The sequence below is a fragment of the Aliidiomarina iranensis genome (assembly GCF_003987135.1).
Taxonomy (GTDB): Bacteria; Pseudomonadota; Gammaproteobacteria; order Enterobacterales; family Alteromonadaceae; genus Aliidiomarina; species Aliidiomarina iranensis.
In genome coordinates this window covers 104840-123497 of record NZ_PIPJ01000003.1, presented here as the reverse complement: position 1 = coordinate 123497, position 18658 = coordinate 104840, and the positions used below count along the sequence as shown (strand labels likewise).

The following is an 18658-nucleotide window of genomic DNA, read 5'->3' as shown; positions in this document are numbered from 1 at the left end:
TGGGCCCTGTGCTTTCTTACTTTTCAATTTTCTACAACATTATAACGGATACTAAGCCAACAACGAAACACAATGGCAGAGCATCTTTAAATTCTTCATTAAATCGAAGATTTAAAAACAACAAAGGGGCCCGAAGGCCCCTTTGTATGCGCAGTATTAACGACGCAATTCTAAACGTTTGATAACGTCTAAGTAACTTGCTTCGTTTTTACGCTTTAAGTAATCCAATAATTTACGACGTTGGCTTACCATACGCAACAAACCACGACGTGAATGGTGATCGTGGATGTGCTTCTTGAAGTGACCTTGCAAATGGTTAATTTGCGCAGTTAACAGGGCTACCTGAACTTCAGGTGAGCCTGTATCGCCTTCTGCACGTGCGAAATCTTTTACGATCTGAGCTTTAGTTTCTGCATTTAGTGACATGATAATACTCCAGTTTGATGATGCCCGAGCCAATCACTAATTCAGCCCAAGCGAAGAGCGCGAATTATACGCACCCAACGAACTAAAAACAAGGGTTAGCGATGGTAAAAACCACTTATTGGGCCCCTGGCAGCGTTAATACCCGCTTCGGCCAATACTCCCCATTCGTCCGGCGTTCCGCCACACCAATAAATTGTTCAGTTGCTTTAATGCGAACACGAACAAGTTCAGGATTTTCTGCCAGCTCACCATCTTCAAAATAAGCGCTAGGCACTTCACTTAAAGGCTGCCCATGCATTATTGCGCGCCCATCCGCTTCACTTACCAACATCTGTGGCAGTTGTGTAACGGGGGCATCGATAGGTAATAGAAGCCCATCGAGCTGGCTATAATCAAAGTTTGTGGGGTCTTCTCGCTCTGCCACCATAGATTGTAAATCAGCTAACGGTACCATTTCTGCGCTTGGGTAATCACCAACCGCGGTTCGGTGCAGCGATTTTACATAAGCACCACAGCCCAATACCTGGCCGAGATCGTCAACCAAAGAACGAATATAAGTACCTTTACTGCAACGTACATCGAGGGTAACGAAAGGCAAATCAATACTTACAACCTCTAACGCATAAATAGTAATAGGCCTCGCTGCACGTTCAATATGAATACCCCGGCGGGCATAATCATAAAGCGGCTTACCTTCGTGCTTGAGCGCTGAAAACATGGAGGGTACTTGTTTGATATCACCACGAAACTGCGGCAAGGCTTGTTCAATATCCGTTGCGGTTACATCAACTCTATTACGTTCTACAACTTCGCCATCGGCATCACTGGTATTGGTACGGATACCAAGTTCAGCAACCACGCGATAGGCCTTATCGGCGTCCAAGAGAAATTGGGCAAACTTTGTTGATTCACCTAAACATACCGGAAGCATGCCAGTAGCAAGAGGATCCAGAGCGCCGGTGTGGCCGGCTTTCTGGGCATAAAAAACTCGTTTTACTTGTTGCAGAATACGGTTTGATGATTCGCCAATAGGTTTATCAACGAGAATAACGCCATCAATAGCTCTGCCGCGTGTTTTCCGCGCCACGTGATCACCTAATTGATATTAATCGTCTTGATTGTTCTTTTTTTCATCTTGCTCACGTGCTTCTCGAACTAACTTCGCCATGCGAATACCTTCCGATAAGCTGAAATCGTGAACAAAGCGCAAATTCGGTGTAATTCGTGATTTGATACGTTTACCCAAGAGCGAGCGGATATACCCCGAAGCATCATTTAATACTTGCAGCGCGGTTTTTACTTGCTCTTCGTCGTCTTGTAAAAAGGTAACGAATACTTTTGCGTAGGCCAGGTCTTTCGATACTTCAACATCGTTCACGGTTGGCATAACCACCCGTGGATCTTTAATTTCTCGTTGCAAAATCATAGCGATTTCACGCTGCATTTGCTGTGAAAAACGATCCGTACGATTATATTCTTTCTTCATTAAAACTCCTGAAAACTCCCCGGTTATTACCGGGGAGATTCAATATTTACTTACAGAGTACGCTCAACTTGAATCGTTTCGAATACTTCGATTTGGTCACCTGCTCGGACATCGTTGTAGTTTTTCACACCGATACCACATTCCATACCATTTCGAACTTCTTGTACGTCGTCTTTAAAACGGCGTAGTGATTCAAGCTCACCTTCGTATATTACAACGTTATCGCGTAACACGCGGATAGGTGCTGAACGCTTTACCATACCTTCAGTAACCATACAGCCTGCAATGGCGCCAATTTTCGGTGATTTAAAGACATCACGAACTTCGGCTAAGCCAATGATTTGCTGCTTGAACTCCGGTGCTAGCATACCTGTCATTGCCTGGCGTACTTCATCAATCACGTCATAGATAACGCTGTAGTAACGCAGTTCAATATTCTCGTTTTCAGCAATCTTACGTGCGGTGGCATCAGCACGAACGTTAAAGCCAATTACAATGGCGTTCGATGCCCCTGCTAAGCTCACATCCGTTTCAGTAATACCGCCTACACCACTACCAATGATGTTCACTTTTACTTCATCAGTGGAAAGCTTGTTCAAGGATTCACTGATTGCTTCCAATGAACCCTGAACATCGGCTTTGATCACCAAGTTCATATCGGAAACGTCACCTTCTTCCATGCTATTAAACATGTTTTCTAGTTTCGCTTTTTGCTGGCGAGCAAGTTTCACATCACGATATTTGCCTTGGCGATAGTTTGATACTTCGCGGGCCTTACGCTCATCTTTTACCACGGCCACTTCATCACCAGCTTGCGGTACACCCGATAAACCGAGGATTTCTACTGGTATCGAAGGCCCGGCTGTATCTACCTCTTGGCCAAGTTCGTTGCGCATCGCGCGAATACGGCCGTATTCCAAACCACAAAGCACGATATCACCACGGTTCAAGGTACCGTTTTGCACTAGAATAGTGGCAACTGGACCACGCCCTTTATCTAAGCGTGATTCAATAACTGTACCGGAAGCCATACCATCAACATGAGCTTTAAGATCTAACAATTCCGCTTGTAGTAGAATCGCTTCTAAGAGCGCATCGATATTCTCGCCACTTTTCGCCGATACATGCACAAACTGTGTTTCACCACCCCATTCTTCGGAAAGAACGTCGTGTTGAGAAAGCTCAGATTTAACCCGATCCGGGTCGGCTTCCGGCTTGTCTATCTTGTTCACCGCAACAATCAATGGCACTTTCGCTGCTTTCGCGTGCTGAACTGCCTCAATCGTTTGTGGCATCACACCATCGTCGGCGGCAACAACAAGGATAACCACATCGGTTGCACCCGCACCACGCGCACGCATTGACGTAAATGCAGCGTGACCCGGCGTATCTAAGAAGGTGATCATACCGTGGCCCGTATCAACGTGATACGCACCGATATGCTGAGTAATACCACCGGCTTCGCCGTCGGCTACCTTAGCTTTGCGGATATAATCAAGTAACGATGTTTTACCATGGTCAACGTGACCCATTACTGTAACTACTGGTGCGCGTGGTTGCAGCTCACCATCATCACTACGATCACCTAGCACTGATTGCTCGAGTTCGTTATCTGAAACCGTGGTGAATTTATGGCCCATCTCTTCTACAACCAAAGATGCTGTTTCTTGATCCAGCACTTGGTTGATCGTAACCATTTCACCCATTTTCATCATGGTTTTGATAACTTCAGAGGCTTTTACCGCCATCCGGCTTGATAATTCAGCCACAGTGATCGTTTCTGGAATTCGCACAACGCGCTCAACGGGTGCTGCCGGTTTGTTAAAACCATGCTGCATGCTCGCTGGCCCTTTTTTACTGCCTTTACGGCGACGTTCACGGCGTGATGAATCATCTTTATCTTCATCTTTACCACGACGCTTTGTTTTCTTCGCGGTTCTGCGGCCACGGCGCTCTTCTTCCGTGTCTTGCTGCTCTTCGGCAAATTTAGCTGTTGTTGAAGTTGTGAAATGCACATCTTCAGCTTCTGCTTTTTTCCGGCGGGCTTCTTCTTCTTCCCAACGGGCCTGATTCTCTTCCGCTAACCGGCGAGCTTCTTCTGCTTGTTGTTTTGCAGCTTCTTCAACTTTTTTCGCAGTTTCCGCTTCTTGTGCTTTGCGTAAACGCTCCGCTTCCGCTTTTGCTGCTTCAGCCTTAGCCTTCTCCTCGGGTGATTTTTCTACCTGAGGTTGCGCCTTGGTTTTTGCGATATCCGCTTTCCGCTTTTCATCCGCTTCTTTCTTTTTCGCATCTGCTTCGGCTTTGGCTTGAGCACGCGCTTTCGCCTCGGCTTCAGCCTTCGCTTTTGCCTCTGCTTCCGCTTTTGCAGCCGCTTCAGCTTCTAAACGCGCCTGCTCGGCTTCCTGCGCTACACGCTCATCTTCCAAGCGCTGCTCTTCTTCTGCTGAGCGTTTTACATAGGTGCGCTTCTTACGCACTTCTACCTGCACAGCTTTCGCTTTCCCAGGCCCAGCATTAATACTCAATGTACTACGGGTTTTCCGCTTCAGTGTCATTCGGCTAGGTGCTGAGTTTCCATCACCACCGTGAGCCTTGTTTAAATGAGCAAGTAAACGCGCTTTCTCATCTTCAGAAACTGTATCGCTAGCATCTTTTTTTGCAATGCCAGCTTCGCTTAGTTGTTTAAGCAAGCGATCAACGGAGGTTCCGATATCACTGGCAAGTTTTTCGATTTTGACTTCTGCCATCTAATTCATACCTCACTTAAACTGGTTATACTTCGTCGCTGAACCAACAAATGTTACGAGCTTTCATGATAAGTTCACCAGCCATTTCTGGCGTTAGTGATTGAATGCTCTCGAGATCATCGGTGCCTTGTTCAGCTAAATCTTCAAGGGTTTTCACACCCATAGCCGCTAGTTCGTACGCTAAGTGGCTATCCATGCCTTCTAAATCCAATAGCGTTGAATCAGGTTCAGCGCCTTCTAAGGATTCTTCGGTTTTCAATGCTTTCGTTGTTAAGAAATCACGTGCACGATTCCGCAGTTCTTCAACAATATCTTCATCCATGCCATCTACTGAAAGCAATTCTGAAACTGGAACATAAGCGATTTCTTCAAGGGTTGAGAAACCTTCGTCGATCAACACGCCAGCAAATTCTTCGTCAATTTCTAAACCTTCAACAAATAGTGTTGTTAAGCGTTCAGATTCGGCTTCATTGCGAGCATTGAAGTCGGCTACTGTCATTACATTCAGTTCCCAGCCGGTTAATTGGCTTGCCAAACGAACGTTCTGACCATTACGGCCAATGGCTTGCGCCAAGTTACCCTCTTCTACGGCAATTTCCATCGTGTGTGTTTCTTCGTCCATCACGATAGATACAACGTCGGCAGGAGCCATGGCATTAATCACGAATTGCGCCGGATTATCATCCCACAACACGATATCAACGCGCTCACCGCCAAGCTCGCTAGATACGGCTTGAACACGTGCACCGCGCATACCAACACATGCACCTACTGGATCGATTCGGCGATCATTACTTTTTACCGCAATTTTAGCACGTGAGCCTGGGTCGCGTGCGGCGCCTTTCACTTCTATCATTTCTTCGCCAATTTCTGGCACTTCAATACGGAACAACTCAATTAGGAAATCAGGGTGGCTCCGGCTCACAAATAATTGCGCACCGCGGGCTTCAGGGCGAACAGCAAAAAGTAACCCACGAACGCGATCACCTGGACGCACGCTCTCTCTTGGCAGCATATCTTCGCGAACAATAACCGCTTCAGCGTTGTTACCTAGATCCAACAGCACGTTATCGCGGGTCGCTTTCTTCACGATACCGTTGATCAAAGTTCCTACTTGATCTTCGTATTGCTCTACCACTTGCGCTCGCTCGGCTTCACGTACTTTCTGAACAATAACCTGCTTTGCGGTTTGTGTGGTGATGCGATCAAATTCTATCGAATCGATTTGATCTTCGATGTAATCACCAATTTGAATTTCAGGATCATCTACCTGAGCTGCAGATAGCGAAATCTCAGCATATGGGTTCTCTAAAGCACCATCAGGATCGGCTACTACTTGCCACCGGCGGAAAGTATCAAATTCCCCTGTGTTTCTATCTATGGCTACACGCACATCGATATCGCCACTAGATTTCTTCCGCGTTGCCGTGGCAATTGCGATCTCTAGGGCTTCAAAAATCTTTTCACGTGGAACTGCTTTCTCGTTGGAAACAGCCTCTGCAACCAGCAAAATTTCTTTATTCATGCTCTTGCCTCGTCAACCCGCTAAATTAATCAAACTTTGGTACCAAGTGGGCTTTTTTTATTGTGCTCACGGGTACTTTGAATGAATCTCCACCGATGGTAAAAGTTACCACCTCATTATCTACCGCGGAAATAACCGCAGTAAATTTCCGGCGATTTTCAAGCGCAACCGCTAATTGAACGGACGCCTCTTCACCGATAAAACTTTCATAATGAGCAGCTTTAAATAACGGCCGCTCCATACCTGGCGAGGAAACCTCAAGGAAATATTCAGTAGTAATTGGATCTTCAACGTCCAACACTGCACTCACCTGGTGACTCACATCCGCGCAATCATCCACGCTGATGCCATCTTCATGATCAATATAAACTCGTAACGTAGATTGCTTTGCGCGCAAAAACTCTACACCAACAAGTTCAAAGCCAGCGGCAGCAACCGCTGGTTCAAGCATATTTGTCAGTCGTTCAACCAAAGTTGCCAACTCAACCTCCAGAAACAAAAAAAGGGCATAAAGCCCAGTTCTCAGGTGTCAAAAAACTAATGTCAGTTAGGCTAGATAGCAAAAAGCCCCGGACATTGTCGGGGCTATTACATAGCGAGCCTTTCGACCTGAGCTTACCAGGTTATGTAATATCTTATCCGAAGAATACTACACACATGTTACTGAACCATGACTACCGAAGTAGTACCGTTAAACTCGAACTGGTTGCGGGGGCAGGATTTGAACCTACGACCTTCGGGTTATGAGCCCGACGAGCTACCAGACTGCTCCACCCCGCGTCCGATGCAGTGCATTATACGCTGTTGTTGTAATTATTCAACTGCTAATCCTACCTACCGTTAGATTAACTTCAGAGAAAAATCACGTATTAACAACAGGATAACAATTTTTTGGTGCCGAAGACGAGATTTGAACTCGTACGCTCATTAGAGCACCACCCCCTCAAGATGGCGTGTCTACCAATTCCACCACTTCGGCGTCAAAAAATTTAAAACTATAATTAGAGTTATTAATTACCAGGGGGTAAATCATTACCTGGTAAAGGCTGCTCAGTAGCTGGCTCTGATAAGTCAATCCAGTCGTCCGCAGGTGTGCGATCACCCGCAACGATACCGCCTAACAATAAGCTCAACAAGAAAAAGGCTACAGCAACGATCGCCGTCATGCGGGTTAAGAAGTTCCCTGAACCACCTGAACCAAATACGGTATTTGATGCACCAGCGCCGAAAGATGCGCCCATATCAGCGCCCTTGCCCTGCTGCACCATAATCAATGCAATCAAAGCAATTGCTGTTAATAGAAATAATACTAATAGAACTTCATACATAAATTTAAATATCCTTTGCTGCCTGGCAAATGGCATCAAACTGTTCGGTATCAAGGCTAGCACCGCCAATCAGGCCGCCATCAATATCCGCTTGATGAAACAACGTACTGGCGTTATCGGCTTTTACGCTGCCACCGTACAAAATCTGTAATTTTTGAGCGCTTTCAGGTGCTTTGCTAGCAACCCAATCACGAATCATCTTGTGTACTTCTTGCGCTTGTTCTGGTGTTGCTGTTTTCCCGGTGCCTATGGCCCAAACTGGTTCGTAGGCAATAACCAGGTTATTAAAATCAGCTTCTCCGAGCGCTTTTTCCAGCTGTCCACGAATCACTGATTCTACCGCATTCGCTTCACGTTCGGCTAGCGTTTCACCAACGCACAATACCGGCCGCAAATTACATTGCTGGGCTTGCTTTATTTTACCGGCAACCATTTCATCTGTTTCGGCAAATAAAGCGCGGCGTTCAGAATGCCCGATTAAAACGTATTCACAACCAATATCTCGCAGCATTTCGGCACTAATTTCGCCGGTGTACGCGCCACTTCCATATTCGCTGCAGTTTTGGCCGCCAAGTTCGATGCCCGAGGGCTCAAACAATACAGCTGCGGTTTTTAAATAAACTGCAGGTGGGCAGATAACTACATTTACCTGCTCTTGAATATCTACATGGTGAAAGTGCTCAGCCATATCTTTTAATAATGCTGTATCACCATTTAACTTCCAGTTTGCAATGACCAGTGCTTGTCTCACTTTGACACCCCTGTCCACTTCTGTAAGCGGCGCAGATAGTACCTGACATCGTGGTCTGATACAAGCGCCGACATTGAAAAATTTACTGATTGCTCATTGCATAAGCAACGTGTTTTGCAGCTTAAAATTACTCGTTAAGCATTAAGCAGATATTGAACTCAGCTTATCGCTGATACTTCGCCAGCAATTTGCTGTGCATACGCTTTCACGGTTGCCGAATCTTTACCTTCCACCATCACTCGGATTAAAGGCTCTGTGCCCGATTTGCGCAATAACACACGCCCTTCGCCGCCTAATGCGCGTTCAACTTCGCTAACCGCTGATTTTACATTGTCTGCTGACAAAGGATCTGTATTTGGCGTATAACGCACATTAATCAATGATTGTGGAAATTTACGCATACCAGCAAGCATTTCACGCGCGCTACACTCTTCTCTCACCATTGCTGAAAGGAATTGAATCGCGGCAATGATACCATCACCAGTACTGTGATATTTAAGATTGATAATGTGGCCAGAGCCCTCACCACCAATCGACCAGCGCTTGTCTCGCAGCGCTTCCATAACATACCGATCACCTACTTGGGCTCGTACAAAAGGCACTTTCAACTTGCCTAACGCCAACTCCATGCCGATATTACTCATCACGGTGCCCACTACACCACCTTCCAGAGTGCCATCTTTCATAGCTTGTCGAACTAACGCATACACGATTTCGTCGCCATCGATAATAGCGCCATCGGCGTCCACGATCATCAAGCGATCCCCATCACCATCCAAGGCAATACCAATGTGCGCTTGTTCGGCTTTTACTTTTTTTTGTAATGCAGCTAAATCCGTTGCTCCACACCCGGCATTAATATTTAATCCGTTGGGTTCACAACCCATTTCAATCACTTGCGCACCGAGTTCACGAAACACATTAGGGGCAATGTGATACGTTGCGCCATGGGCACAATCAACAACAAGCTTCAATTTATTCAACGATAGTTCGCTTGGGAAAGCACTTTTGCAAAATTCAATGTAGCGGCCTGCCGCATCATCTACTCGAGAAGCACGACCAAGTTGCTCAGAGCTCACGCAATCAAGTTTTTGATCGAGAAAATCTTCAATTTGCGCTTCTACACTCGCCGATAATTTATGGCCACTATCAGAAAAAAACTTGATGCCATTATCGTAGTAAGGATTATGCGAAGCACTAATAACAATACCAGCGGCAGCTCGGAAGGTGCGAGTTAAATAAGCAACTGCTGGGGTAGGCATCGGGCCAAGAAATTCAACATTAACACCAGCTGCAGAGAACCCAGCTTCTAACGCCGATTCCAACATGTATCCTGATACACGGGTATCTTTACCAATCAATACGCGTGTATTACCCTCCGCTGCAAGTGCTTTACCAGCGGCCCAACCAAGTTTCAAAACAAAATCAGGTGTAATAGGGCTATCGCCCACGCGACCACGAATACCATCAGTGCCAAAATACTTTCCCATAAAGCCTAATACTCTCCTGTCAATGTTGCGGTAACCACTTTTACCGCATCCTTAGTTTCTGCCACATCGTGGACCCGTAAAACGGCTGCGCCTTTCATCATCGCAATAGTGGCTCCTGCTATGCTTGCCGCTAAACGTTCATCAACGTCCTTACCGGTTACCTTCCCTAACATCGATTTTCTCGATAATCCAATCAAGAGAGGCAATTCAAATTCTTGAAAACACTGCAACCGATGAAGCAATTCGTAATTATGCCTTACGGTTTTACCAAATCCAAACCCTGGGTCTAAAAGAATTCGCTCACGGCTAATGCCAGCGGCCTCACACGCGTTAATTCGTTCCTGCAAAAAGCTTTTTATATCCGCAACGAGGTTTTCATACTCTGGTGCCTCTTGCATGGTGCGCGGTTGCCCTATCATGTGCATTAAACATACTTTTGCATTTGTAACCGCAGCGGCGGCGAGTGCGCCAGGTTCACGCAAAGCACGGACATCGTTGATCATTTCTGCGCCAGCAGCTACTGCCTCGCGCATCACAGCTGGTTTACTAGTATCTACCGAAATGTGCACCGCGAACTCTCGCTTAATTGCCTCGATTACCGGAATCACCCGCTCCAGCTCTTCATTTTCAGCAACATCAGCTGCTCCTGGGCGCGTAGATTCACCGCCAACATCGAGCCAATCAGCTCCTGCTGTTACCATTTCTGAAGCTCGTTGTACCGCAGCTTTTATAGAGTTGTAACGGCCGCCATCAGAAAATGAATCGGGAGTGACATTCAAAATACCCATAACCTGAACAAGTTGACGCTGCTGAGCCATAGCTACTCCTAAATTAAAACCATAACAAAACTATTCGTTAAACCCTGAAACCATTGGTTTGAAAAACGCGCAAAAAAATGCCCCGATTAACGGGGCATTTTAACACTTTATTTTGCTGGGGAACCATCCGGCGTATCAAGTCCGGTTACATCGTCACCGAAACTATCACCTTCTTGTTCGTCTTTTGCCTTGCTTTCGTCAATTTTTGCACCTGAGCCCGTTGCCTTGTTCCCATCGTTATCATGCCAGTTCGATGGTTCACGCACATCACGCCGCTCCATTAGATCGTCGATTTGATCTGCATCTAGGGTCTCATATTTCATCAATGCATCTTTCATTGAATGCAAGATATCAACATTATCTTCGAGAATCTTATATGCCCGAGAATAGTTTCTATCAATAACATCACGAATTTCCGCATCAATCGCACGCATGGTTTCGTCTGATATTTGTTTACTCTGGGCTACGCCTCGACCTAAAAAGGTCTGGCCGTCGTCTTCTGCATAGAGAAGAGGACCCATCTTGCTCGATAATCCCCATTGCGTAACCATCTTACGAGCAATATCAGTAGCACGTTCGATGTCATTCGAAGCACCGGTTGTAACCTGCTCATCGCCGTAAATCAGTTGCTCCGCGATTCGGCCACCGTACAAGCTAGAAAGCATACTTTCTAAATGCTGCTTACTATGGCTTACCCGGTCCTGTTCTGGGAGGTACATGGTAACCCCCAAAGCACGGCCTCGAGGAATAATAGACACTTTATACACCGGATCATGATCTGGAACCAAACGGCCAACAATAGCGTGGCCTGATTCATGGTAGGCCGTCATCTCTTTCTCAGATTCCGTCATGACCATAGATTTACGTTCAGAGCCCATTAAGATTTTGTCTTTTGCTTTTTCAAACTCAGCCATGGACACCATCCGGCGGTTTTCTCGCGCCGCAAAGAGTGCTGCTTCGTTAACTAAGTTGGCTAAATCTGCACCGGAAAAGCCTGGTGTTCCACGCGCGATCAAGCTCGCATCAACGTCATCTGCAATAGGTACTTTACGCATGTGCACTTTCAAGATTTGCGCACGGCCACGCACATCAGGCAGACCCACCGTTACTTGCCGGTCAAAGCGCCCTGGGCGCAATAAAGCCGGATCCAAAACATCAGGTCGGTTAGTGGCTGCGATAACGATAATACCCTCGTTACCTTCAAAACCATCCATCTCTACTAACATTTGGTTCAAGGTTTGTTCACGCTCGTCATGTCCGCCACCTAAACCAGCACCACGCTGGCGGCCCACTGCATCGATTTCATCGATAAAGATGATGCAAGGCGCGGCTTTTTTCGCTTGCTCAAACATGTCACGTACACGCGACGCACCAACACCAACGAACATCTCTACGAAATCAGAGCCTGAAATGCTGAAAAATGGAACTTTTGCTTCGCCAGCAACAGCTTTGGCAAGTAAGGTTTTACCTGTACCTGGAGGACCAACCATCAGCACACCCTTCGGAATATGCCCACCCAAGCGTTGGAATTTCGATGGATCACGAAGGAAATCAACCAATTCGGCAACTTCTTCTTTCGCCTCTTCACAACCCGCAACATCAGCTAAGGTTGTTTTCACTTGGTCTTCGCCCATTAAGCGCGCTTTGCTTTTACCAAATGACATTGCACCCTTACCACCGCCACCTTGCATTTGGCGCATGAAAAAGATCCACACTGCGATTAGTAACAGCATCGGGAACCAGGAAATAAAGATAGTGCCCAACAAGCTCCGCGATTCCGGCTCCTGATAGCGAACCGTTACGTTGCCTTGGCTCAATAGCTCATTTAAAAGCTCTTGATCTTGCCCAGGCATTACTGTGCGAAACTCCTCGCCACTATTGCGGACACCCTCAATAGAACGGCTCGATTCATTAATCGTTACTTCCCGAACATCACCGCGATTCACATCGCGAACGAAATCAGAGTAGGCATAAGCTGGGCTTTCAGTGCTACCCGGATTGATCCCTTGGAACACACTCATCAGCACTACAGCGATGACTAACCAAAGAATGAGATTTTTTGCCATGTCGCTCAACGTTATTACCTCTCAACATGTTGCCGAACAAGCCGTATAGCTTATTCAAATAACTAACCACTAGGTTACTATATTTTGTAACCACTAGCTACCAGATACACTTCTCTTGACCTTGCCCGAGATGAATCAGGCTTACGTACTTTCACTGAGCTAAATGCCTGCCTCACCTCTTTCAAGAACACGTCTGAACCTTCGCCCTGAAAAACTTTGACCACAAAAGCGCCGCCAGGTTTTAAAACTTGTTTACACATTTCTAATGCCAACTCAACAAGATACATCGAACGTGGTTGATCGACTGCGTCAGTGCCACTGAAGTTCGGTGCCATATCTGATAACAACACATCAACCGTGGCCCCGCCGATTCGGTTTAGCAGCGCATTCAATACGGCCTCTTCACGAAAATCACCTTGTAAGAACTCAACGCCGGCAATCGGGTCCATTTCTAGAATATCACAAGCGATCACCTCGCCTTTCCCATCTTGCATAGCCGCAACGTACTGTGACCAACCACCGGGAGCTGCACCTAAATCTACTACGGTTTGCCCGGGCCTTAGGATCTTATCTCGTTTCTGAATTTCCTCTAACTTAAAAACTGCGCGCGAGCGCAAACCTTGCTTTTGCGCTTTTTGCACGTATTGGTCGTCAAAATGTTCTTTCAACCAGCGGCTACTGCTGGCGGAGCGTTTTTTCTTGGTCATGAAGCCTCAACTATTCTAACTCTTACTAGCTCGTATACTTAGATGGCGTTAGAATACAGCAAATTCAAGTAGCCTGCTCGTTCTCTATCGCAAAGCAATACGATTACAGCTATCATTTATTCCTATTATCGATTCAAATTCAGAATCTAAAGGCAGTTATATATGCAAGTGACCAATAAACAGAAACAATTTTTGAAAGGCTTGGCACATCCCCTCAAACCAGTGGTGTTGCTCGGTGGTAACGGTTTAACCGAAGGTGTTTTAGCGGAAATTGAAATCGCTTTAGAGCATCATGAATTGATCAAAATAAAGGTTCCGGAAGAAGATCGAGAAATGCGCCAAGCTATTTACGATGCTATCGTGAGAGAAACTGCGGGGGTTCAAGTTCAAGTGATTGGCAAAACCTTGGTGCTCTACCGGCCAGCTCGTGAACCAAAAATGAAACTACCAAAATAATGCTATAAATTTGCAGTTCAGGCGAAAAGCTGACGACATAAAAACGAGCAACCACTGCTCGTTTTTAGCTCTCACTGTGGGCTTCAAGCGTTGCCGCCATTCTTTCTAGAGTAACGGCACGCAATTCTGGCTCTATACTGAGAGATTCGTAAACCGTTAAAAATAACTGCATGTTCGCTTCATTGGCCTCAACACCGTGGCGCGCAAAAATAGCCTGTATATATTGTAGCGTTTCTGCAACTTTACTTAGTTGTATCGGCTCACCTTTATAAGCAATAGAACGCTCCTCTAAATCTTTACCTAGGTGATGCGTAAGCAAAGTTTCCGGTACCCGCAGGTGTTTCCCCGAGGCAAAAAACCAATCTAAAGAAATTCCTTTTTCTAATAAAATAGGTATTAACGTTTTATAAGGAATCGTTCCTCGCGTGCGCCAATTATTAAGCGCCGACTTTCCCAAGCCCAACCAATTTGCGACATCTACGTCTCGTGTTAAGCCCGAAGCAACACGCGCATACTGCAACACTTGCTCAATTGTGAGTCCAATATCCTTGCTTTTACTCATTTGTTGTGCTTTTATTTATTTCGCACTCAAATGAGGATTTTTGATTCTCATTTGAGTTACGTTTGAGTTTAATGTGAATCTGTATGTAAATATAAAAATGGATAGAAATCAAATAAAAAAAGCCTTAGCTGAAAAGGGATATGATTTCAGTATGCTCGCTGAGGTAATGGAGCGAAGTCCTTCATTGGTTTCAAAGGTAGCGGCGAGGCAGGCGCGATCTCGGTTAATTGCAAATGCTATTGCCAAAATTTTAGGCATGGGTATTCGCGACATCTTTCCAGATGTTCCTGAGTACCATCATCCTAAAGCCGCCACTAATTCTGAACGGGAACAACGGAAACTGCAGTTAGCGGAACTCTTACGGGACGAATAACAGGTGATGAACAGCACGTTCTAGGTAAAGTTTCCATCTTGAACATAAATCCCTTAAGTACAATTTCTCCTTAAGTACAATTTCTCCTTAAGTGCAATCTCACCCTCAATAAAACTCCAAACATAAAAAAAGCTCTACAAATAACTTTGTAGAGCTTCAAAACATATCTGATTTATGCAACCTGTTTCACAATTCGAATGATTGAACATTCGCATTTGCAACTACAAGTATTCTACCTTTACTACTTCGTATTCAACTTCTCCGCCTGGCGTATTAACCAGCGCGGAATCATCAACTTCTTTACCAATCAAACCACGAGCTAACGGCGAGTTCACAGAGATTAAGTTCTTTTTAATATCTGCTTCATCGTCACCTACGATCCGATAAGTTACCTCTTCTTCTGAAGCTGTGTTAAATACAGTAACCGTAGCACCGAATATCACCTTGCCGTTATTCTGAATTTTCGTCACATCAATAACTTGTGCATTCGATAATTTGGATTCAATTTCCTGAATCCGCCCTTCACAAAAACTTTGTTGTTCACGCGCAGCATGATATTCAGCATTTTCTTTTAAATCGCCATGCTCTCTTGCATCAGCAATTGCCTGAATAATCCGTGGCCGATCTTCACTTTTCAGGCGCTTTAACTCAGCCTGTAAAGATTCAGCTCCTGCTACTGTCATTGGAATATTACTCATTGATTTAAAATCCTCTTGTGCAGCTCCTGAACCGAGCTTACCCGCGCTCGATCATTTACTGTGTGTGCTTTCACAGCAGCAAATCCTGCATTTAAAGTAGTGGTATAACTTACATTATTTAATAACGCTTCGCGACGAATATACACCGAATCTTCAATCGCTTGGCGCCCTTCCACCGTGTTAATAATATAGCTGTATTCACCGTTTTTCACAGCATCTACAATATTCGGACGACCCTCTTGTAACTTATTAACTACGCTACAATGAATACCTTGCTCTTGCAAAATCTTCGCAGTACCGCGGGTAGCCTCTACGGTAAAACCAAGCGCAGTTAACCCGCGTGCCAAATCAATAGCGCGCTTTTTATCGCCCTCGCGCACAGAGAGCAACGCTTTGCCTTTCAGCGGCAACGCTTGCCCTGCGCCCAAGTTTGCTTTGGCATAGGCCTCTTCAAAGCTCTCTCCAACACCCATAACTTCGCCAGTAGAGCGCATTTCTGGGCCGCGGATTGGGTCAACGCCTTGGAATTTAGCGAATGGTACCACAACTTCTTTCACCGAATAATACGGCGGAATCACTTCTAACAAGCAATTTTGCGCTTTCAATGATTGCCCGGCCATAACGCGTGCGGCTACTTTAGCTAATTGAATACCTGTTGCTTTCGATACAAAGGGCACTGTCCGGGCAGCTCGAGGATTTACCTCTATCAGGTATATTTCATTATTTTGAATCGCAAACTGTGTGTTCATCAAACCACGAACATTTAGTTCGAATGCAAGTTTGCTTACCTGCTCTCGTAATTCAGCTTGCACCATATCACTTAGTGAATATGGCGGTAATGAACAAGCCGAATCACCGGAGTGCACTCCCGCTTGCTCGATGTGCTGCATGATGCCGCCAATCATTACGTTTTCGCCATCACAAATGGCATCAATATCCACTTCTATGGCATTATCGAGGAAACGATCGAGCAACACCGGCGCCGAATTCGATACTTTCACGGCATCCGTTAAATAACGGCGCAAATCGGCCTCATCATAAACAATTTCCATTGCTCGGCCACCTAACACATAAGATGGGCGAACAACTAACGGAAAGCCAATTCGAGCCGATTCAATCATGGCTTGTTCAATGTTAGTAATTGTGGCGTTTTCTGGCTGTTTCAAGCCTAAACGTTCCACCGCAGTTTGAAAACGTTCCCGGTCTTCGGCACGATCAATTGCATCTGGCGAAGTACCAATTATAGGCACCCCATTCGCCTCTAAAGCACGCGCCAACTTGAGTGGTGTTTGTCCACCGTATTGAACAATCACACCCTTGGGCTGCTCTATGCGCACTATTTCCAATACATCTTCTAAGGTGATCGGCTCGAAGTACAACCGATCAGATGTATCATAATCAGTAGAAACCGTTTCTGGATTACAGTTAACCATAATGGTTTCATAACCATCCTCGCGCAAAGCTAACGAAGCATGCACACAACAGTAATCAAATTCGATGCCCTGACCGATACGATTAGGCCCGCCGCCAATCACCATGATCTTATCGCGATTCGATGGCCGTGCTTCACACTCTTCATCATACGTGGAATACATATAAGCCGTTTCAGAAGCAAATTCCGCAGCACAAGTATCCACACGTTTGTAAACTGGGAAAATAGAAAACTCTTCACGGCGTTTACGAACCTCATTTTCATGAATATCGAGCACATCCGCCAACCGCGCATCGGAAAAGCCTTTACGCTTCAAATACCGCAAACTATCTGCGTCCAAACCGGCTAAACCAGCTTGCGCAACTTCAGCTTCTAGCAACACGATTTCTTCAAGTTGTACCAAGTACCAACGATCAATTTTAGTTAACTCAAATACTTCATCAACACTCATGCCCAACCGGAAGGCATCGCCGATATACCAAATACGCTCAGCGCCAGCCTCTTTCAGTTCACGAATAATACGCGTTCTGGCTTCATCTTTATCGGTTAAATCCAGCATTGGATCCAAACCGTTCATGCCGAGCTCTAAGCCTCGTAGCGCTTTTTGTAGCGATTCTTGCTGATTTCGGCCGATCGCCATCACTTCGCCTACGGATTTCATCTGTGTAGTTAGGCGATCATTAGCGCCAGCAAATTTCTCAAAATTAAAGCGTGGAATTTTAGTTACTACATAATCGATAGCCGGCTCAAACGATGCCGGCGTTACACCGCCGGTAATTTCGTTCGAGAGCTCATCAAGGGTGTAACCCACAGCCAATTTCGCAGCAACTTTGGCAATCGGAAAGCCCGTGGCTTTCGATGCCAGCGCAGAAGAGCGGCTCACCCGTGGGTTCATTTCGATAATTACCATCCGCCCGGTATTAGGGCAAATACCGAATTGCACGTTAGAGCCACCGGTTTCTACGCCAATCTCACGCAATACCGCCATCGAGGCATCACGCATGATTTGATATTCTTTATCCGATAAGGTTTGTGCCGGAGCCACTGTTATAGAATCACCAGTGTGGATACCCATTGGATCGAAGTTTTCAATTGAGCACACAATGATGCAGTTGTCGTTCTTATCGCGAACAACTTCCATCTCGTACTCTTTCCAACCGATTAATGATTCGTCAATCAATAATTCGTTATTTCGCGATAGTGCCAAACCACGTTTACAAATCTCTTCAAATTCATCACGGTTATAAGCAATACCACCACCACTTCCACCCATGGTGAACGAAGGCCGAATAATGCAAGGGAACCCAATCCGCTCAAGCACACCAAAGGCTTCTTGCATACTGTGCGCGATTTCTGCGTGAGGGGTTTCCAAACCAATAGATTTCATGGCTTTATCAAAGCGATCTCGATCTTCAGCTTTGTCAATCGCATCAGCCGTGGCGCCAATCATCTCAACGTTGTATTTTTCCAACACACCGTGAGCATCAAGCTCTAAGGCGCAATTCAATGCGGTTTGCCCACCCATGGTAGGTAAAATAGCATCCGGCCGCTCTCGCTCAATGATCTTTTCCACCACTTCCCAGTGAATGGGCTCGATGTAAGTTGCATCGGCCATTTCTGGGTCGGTCATGATAGTGGCGGGATTCGAGTTCACTAAAATAACTCGATAGCCTTCTTCCCTGAGCGCTTTACAAGCTTGCGCACCGGAATAATCAAATTCACAAGCCTGGCCAATCACGATTGGCCCTGCGCCGATAATCAAAATACTCTGTATGTCTGTACGTTTTGGCATA

The 18658-nt window shown here is 45.8% G+C and carries 17 protein-coding genes and 2 tRNA genes; 2 read left to right on the top strand and 17 right to left on the bottom strand.

Annotated elements, in window-relative coordinates; genetic code table 11:
- Positions 1-156: 156 nt before the first annotated feature.
- The 14 genes from rpsO to rlmE form a co-directional block, all read right to left on the bottom strand.
- Positions 157-426, bottom strand: a complete 270-nt coding sequence (rpsO, locus tag CWE08_RS06250) for a 30S ribosomal protein S15 (RefSeq protein ID WP_126766814.1) — start codon at positions 424-426, stop codon at positions 157-159.
- Between the two features lie 115 nt (positions 427-541).
- The gene (truB, locus tag CWE08_RS06245) at positions 542-1513 is read right to left on the bottom strand and encodes a tRNA pseudouridine(55) synthase TruB (protein WP_126766812.1); all 972 of its coding nucleotides are present in this window, start codon (positions 1511-1513) and stop codon (positions 542-544) included.
- Positions 1514-1531: 18 nt separating this feature from the next.
- Positions 1532-1912, bottom strand: coding sequence for a 30S ribosome-binding factor RbfA (gene rbfA / locus CWE08_RS06240; RefSeq protein WP_126766810.1), 381 nt, complete (start codon positions 1910-1912; stop codon positions 1532-1534).
- 50 nt (positions 1913-1962) lie between these two features.
- Entirely contained in the window at positions 1963-4659 is a 2697-nt protein-coding gene (gene infB, locus CWE08_RS06235) for a translation initiation factor IF-2 (RefSeq protein ID WP_126766808.1), read from the bottom strand.
- A gap of 25 nt (positions 4660-4684) precedes the next feature.
- On the bottom strand, positions 4685-6184 hold the full coding sequence (gene nusA / locus CWE08_RS06230; protein ID WP_126766807.1) for a transcription termination factor NusA: 1500 nt from the start codon (positions 6182-6184) through the stop codon (positions 4685-4687).
- A 25-nt stretch (positions 6185-6209) separates the two neighbouring features.
- On the bottom strand, positions 6210-6665 hold the full coding sequence (gene rimP / locus CWE08_RS06225; protein ID WP_126766805.1) for a ribosome maturation factor RimP: 456 nt from the start codon (positions 6663-6665) through the stop codon (positions 6210-6212).
- A 222-nt stretch (positions 6666-6887) separates the two neighbouring features.
- Positions 6888-6964 (bottom strand) — tRNA-Met (locus CWE08_RS06220).
- Positions 6965-7076: 112 nt separating this feature from the next.
- A tRNA-Leu gene (locus tag CWE08_RS06215) sits at positions 7077-7163 on the bottom strand.
- A 31-nt stretch (positions 7164-7194) separates the two neighbouring features.
- On the bottom strand, positions 7195-7512 hold the full coding sequence (gene secG, locus CWE08_RS06210) for a preprotein translocase subunit SecG (protein ID WP_126766803.1): 318 nt from the start codon (positions 7510-7512) through the stop codon (positions 7195-7197).
- A 4-nt stretch (positions 7513-7516) separates the two neighbouring features.
- On the bottom strand, positions 7517-8263 hold the full coding sequence (gene tpiA / locus CWE08_RS06205; protein ID WP_126766801.1) for a triose-phosphate isomerase: 747 nt from the start codon (positions 8261-8263) through the stop codon (positions 7517-7519).
- 158 nt (positions 8264-8421) lie between these two features.
- On the bottom strand, positions 8422-9753 hold the full coding sequence (gene glmM, locus CWE08_RS06200) for a phosphoglucosamine mutase (RefSeq protein ID WP_126766799.1): 1332 nt from the start codon (positions 9751-9753) through the stop codon (positions 8422-8424).
- A gap of 5 nt (positions 9754-9758) precedes the next feature.
- The gene (gene folP / locus CWE08_RS06195; RefSeq protein ID WP_126766797.1) at positions 9759-10571 is read right to left on the bottom strand and encodes a dihydropteroate synthase; all 813 of its coding nucleotides are present in this window, start codon (positions 10569-10571) and stop codon (positions 9759-9761) included.
- Positions 10572-10678: 107 nt separating this feature from the next.
- A complete protein-coding gene (gene ftsH / locus CWE08_RS06190; RefSeq protein ID WP_126766795.1) occupies positions 10679-12646 on the bottom strand; it encodes an ATP-dependent zinc metalloprotease FtsH in 1968 nt (655 codons plus the stop codon).
- A gap of 68 nt (positions 12647-12714) precedes the next feature.
- A complete protein-coding gene (gene rlmE, locus CWE08_RS06185; RefSeq protein ID WP_126766793.1) occupies positions 12715-13344 on the bottom strand; it encodes a 23S rRNA (uridine(2552)-2'-O)-methyltransferase RlmE in 630 nt (209 codons plus the stop codon).
- Between the two features lie 162 nt (positions 13345-13506).
- Here rlmE and yhbY point away from each other — a divergent pair, with 162 nt between their 5' ends.
- Positions 13507-13800: a ribosome assembly RNA-binding protein YhbY gene (yhbY, locus tag CWE08_RS06180; RefSeq protein ID WP_126766791.1), complete on the top strand. Its 294-nt coding sequence runs from the start codon at positions 13507-13509 to the stop codon at positions 13798-13800.
- A 64-nt stretch (positions 13801-13864) separates the two neighbouring features.
- On the opposite strand, the gene CWE08_RS06175 is transcribed toward yhbY, so the two are convergent.
- The gene (locus tag CWE08_RS06175) at positions 13865-14362 is read right to left on the bottom strand and encodes a helix-turn-helix domain-containing protein (RefSeq protein ID WP_126766789.1); all 498 of its coding nucleotides are present in this window, start codon (positions 14360-14362) and stop codon (positions 13865-13867) included.
- Between the two features lie 97 nt (positions 14363-14459).
- Here CWE08_RS06175 and CWE08_RS06170 point away from each other — a divergent pair, with 97 nt between their 5' ends.
- The gene (locus tag CWE08_RS06170) at positions 14460-14735 is read left to right on the top strand and encodes an XRE family transcriptional regulator (protein WP_126766788.1); all 276 of its coding nucleotides are present in this window, start codon (positions 14460-14462) and stop codon (positions 14733-14735) included.
- A 221-nt stretch (positions 14736-14956) separates the two neighbouring features.
- Here CWE08_RS06170 and greA read toward each other — a convergent pair whose 3' ends face one another.
- Both greA and carB read right to left on the bottom strand, forming a co-directional pair.
- Positions 14957-15433 (bottom strand): transcription elongation factor GreA, encoded by a 477-nt coding sequence (greA, locus tag CWE08_RS06165; RefSeq protein ID WP_126766786.1) that lies wholly within the window; start codon positions 15431-15433, stop codon positions 14957-14959.
- Positions 15430-18657 (bottom strand): carbamoyl-phosphate synthase large subunit, encoded by a 3228-nt coding sequence (gene carB / locus CWE08_RS06160; RefSeq protein WP_126766781.1) that lies wholly within the window; start codon positions 18655-18657, stop codon positions 15430-15432. The genes greA and carB overlap by 4 nt, the downstream gene beginning before the upstream one ends.
- Position 18658: the final 1 nt, after the last annotated feature.

Coding starts and splice junctions, on each gene's coding strand:
- rpsO (WP_126766814.1), bottom strand. CDS start 426: ATGTCACTAAATGCAGAAACTAAAGCTCAGATCGTAAAAGATTTCGCA.
- rbfA (WP_126766810.1), bottom strand. CDS start 1,912: ATGAAGAAAGAATATAATCGTACGGATCGTTTTTCACAGCAAATGCAG.
- infB (WP_126766808.1), bottom strand. CDS start 4,659: ATGGCAGAAGTCAAAATCGAAAAACTTGCCAGTGATATCGGAACCTCC.
- nusA (WP_126766807.1), bottom strand. CDS start 6,184: ATGAATAAAGAAATTTTGCTGGTTGCAGAGGCTGTTTCCAACGAGAAA.
- secG (WP_126766803.1), bottom strand. CDS start 7,512: ATGTATGAAGTTCTATTAGTATTATTTCTATTAACAGCAATTGCTTTG.
- glmM (WP_126766799.1), bottom strand. CDS start 9,753: ATGGGAAAGTATTTTGGCACTGATGGTATTCGTGGTCGCGTGGGCGAT.
- folP (WP_126766797.1), bottom strand. CDS start 10,571: ATGGCTCAGCAGCGTCAACTTGTTCAGGTTATGGGTATTTTGAATGTC.
- rlmE (WP_126766793.1), bottom strand. CDS start 13,344: ATGACCAAGAAAAAACGCTCCGCCAGCAGTAGCCGCTGGTTGAAAGAA.
- yhbY (WP_126766791.1), top strand. CDS start 13,507: ATGCAAGTGACCAATAAACAGAAACAATTTTTGAAAGGCTTGGCACAT.
- CWE08_RS06175 (WP_126766789.1), bottom strand. CDS start 14,362: ATGAGTAAAAGCAAGGATATTGGACTCACAATTGAGCAAGTGTTGCAG.
- CWE08_RS06170 (WP_126766788.1), top strand. CDS start 14,460: ATGGATAGAAATCAAATAAAAAAAGCCTTAGCTGAAAAGGGATATGAT.
- greA (WP_126766786.1), bottom strand. CDS start 15,433: ATGAGTAATATTCCAATGACAGTAGCAGGAGCTGAATCTTTACAGGCT.
- carB (WP_126766781.1), bottom strand. CDS start 18,657: ATGCCAAAACGTACAGACATACAGAGTATTTTGATTATCGGCGCAGGG.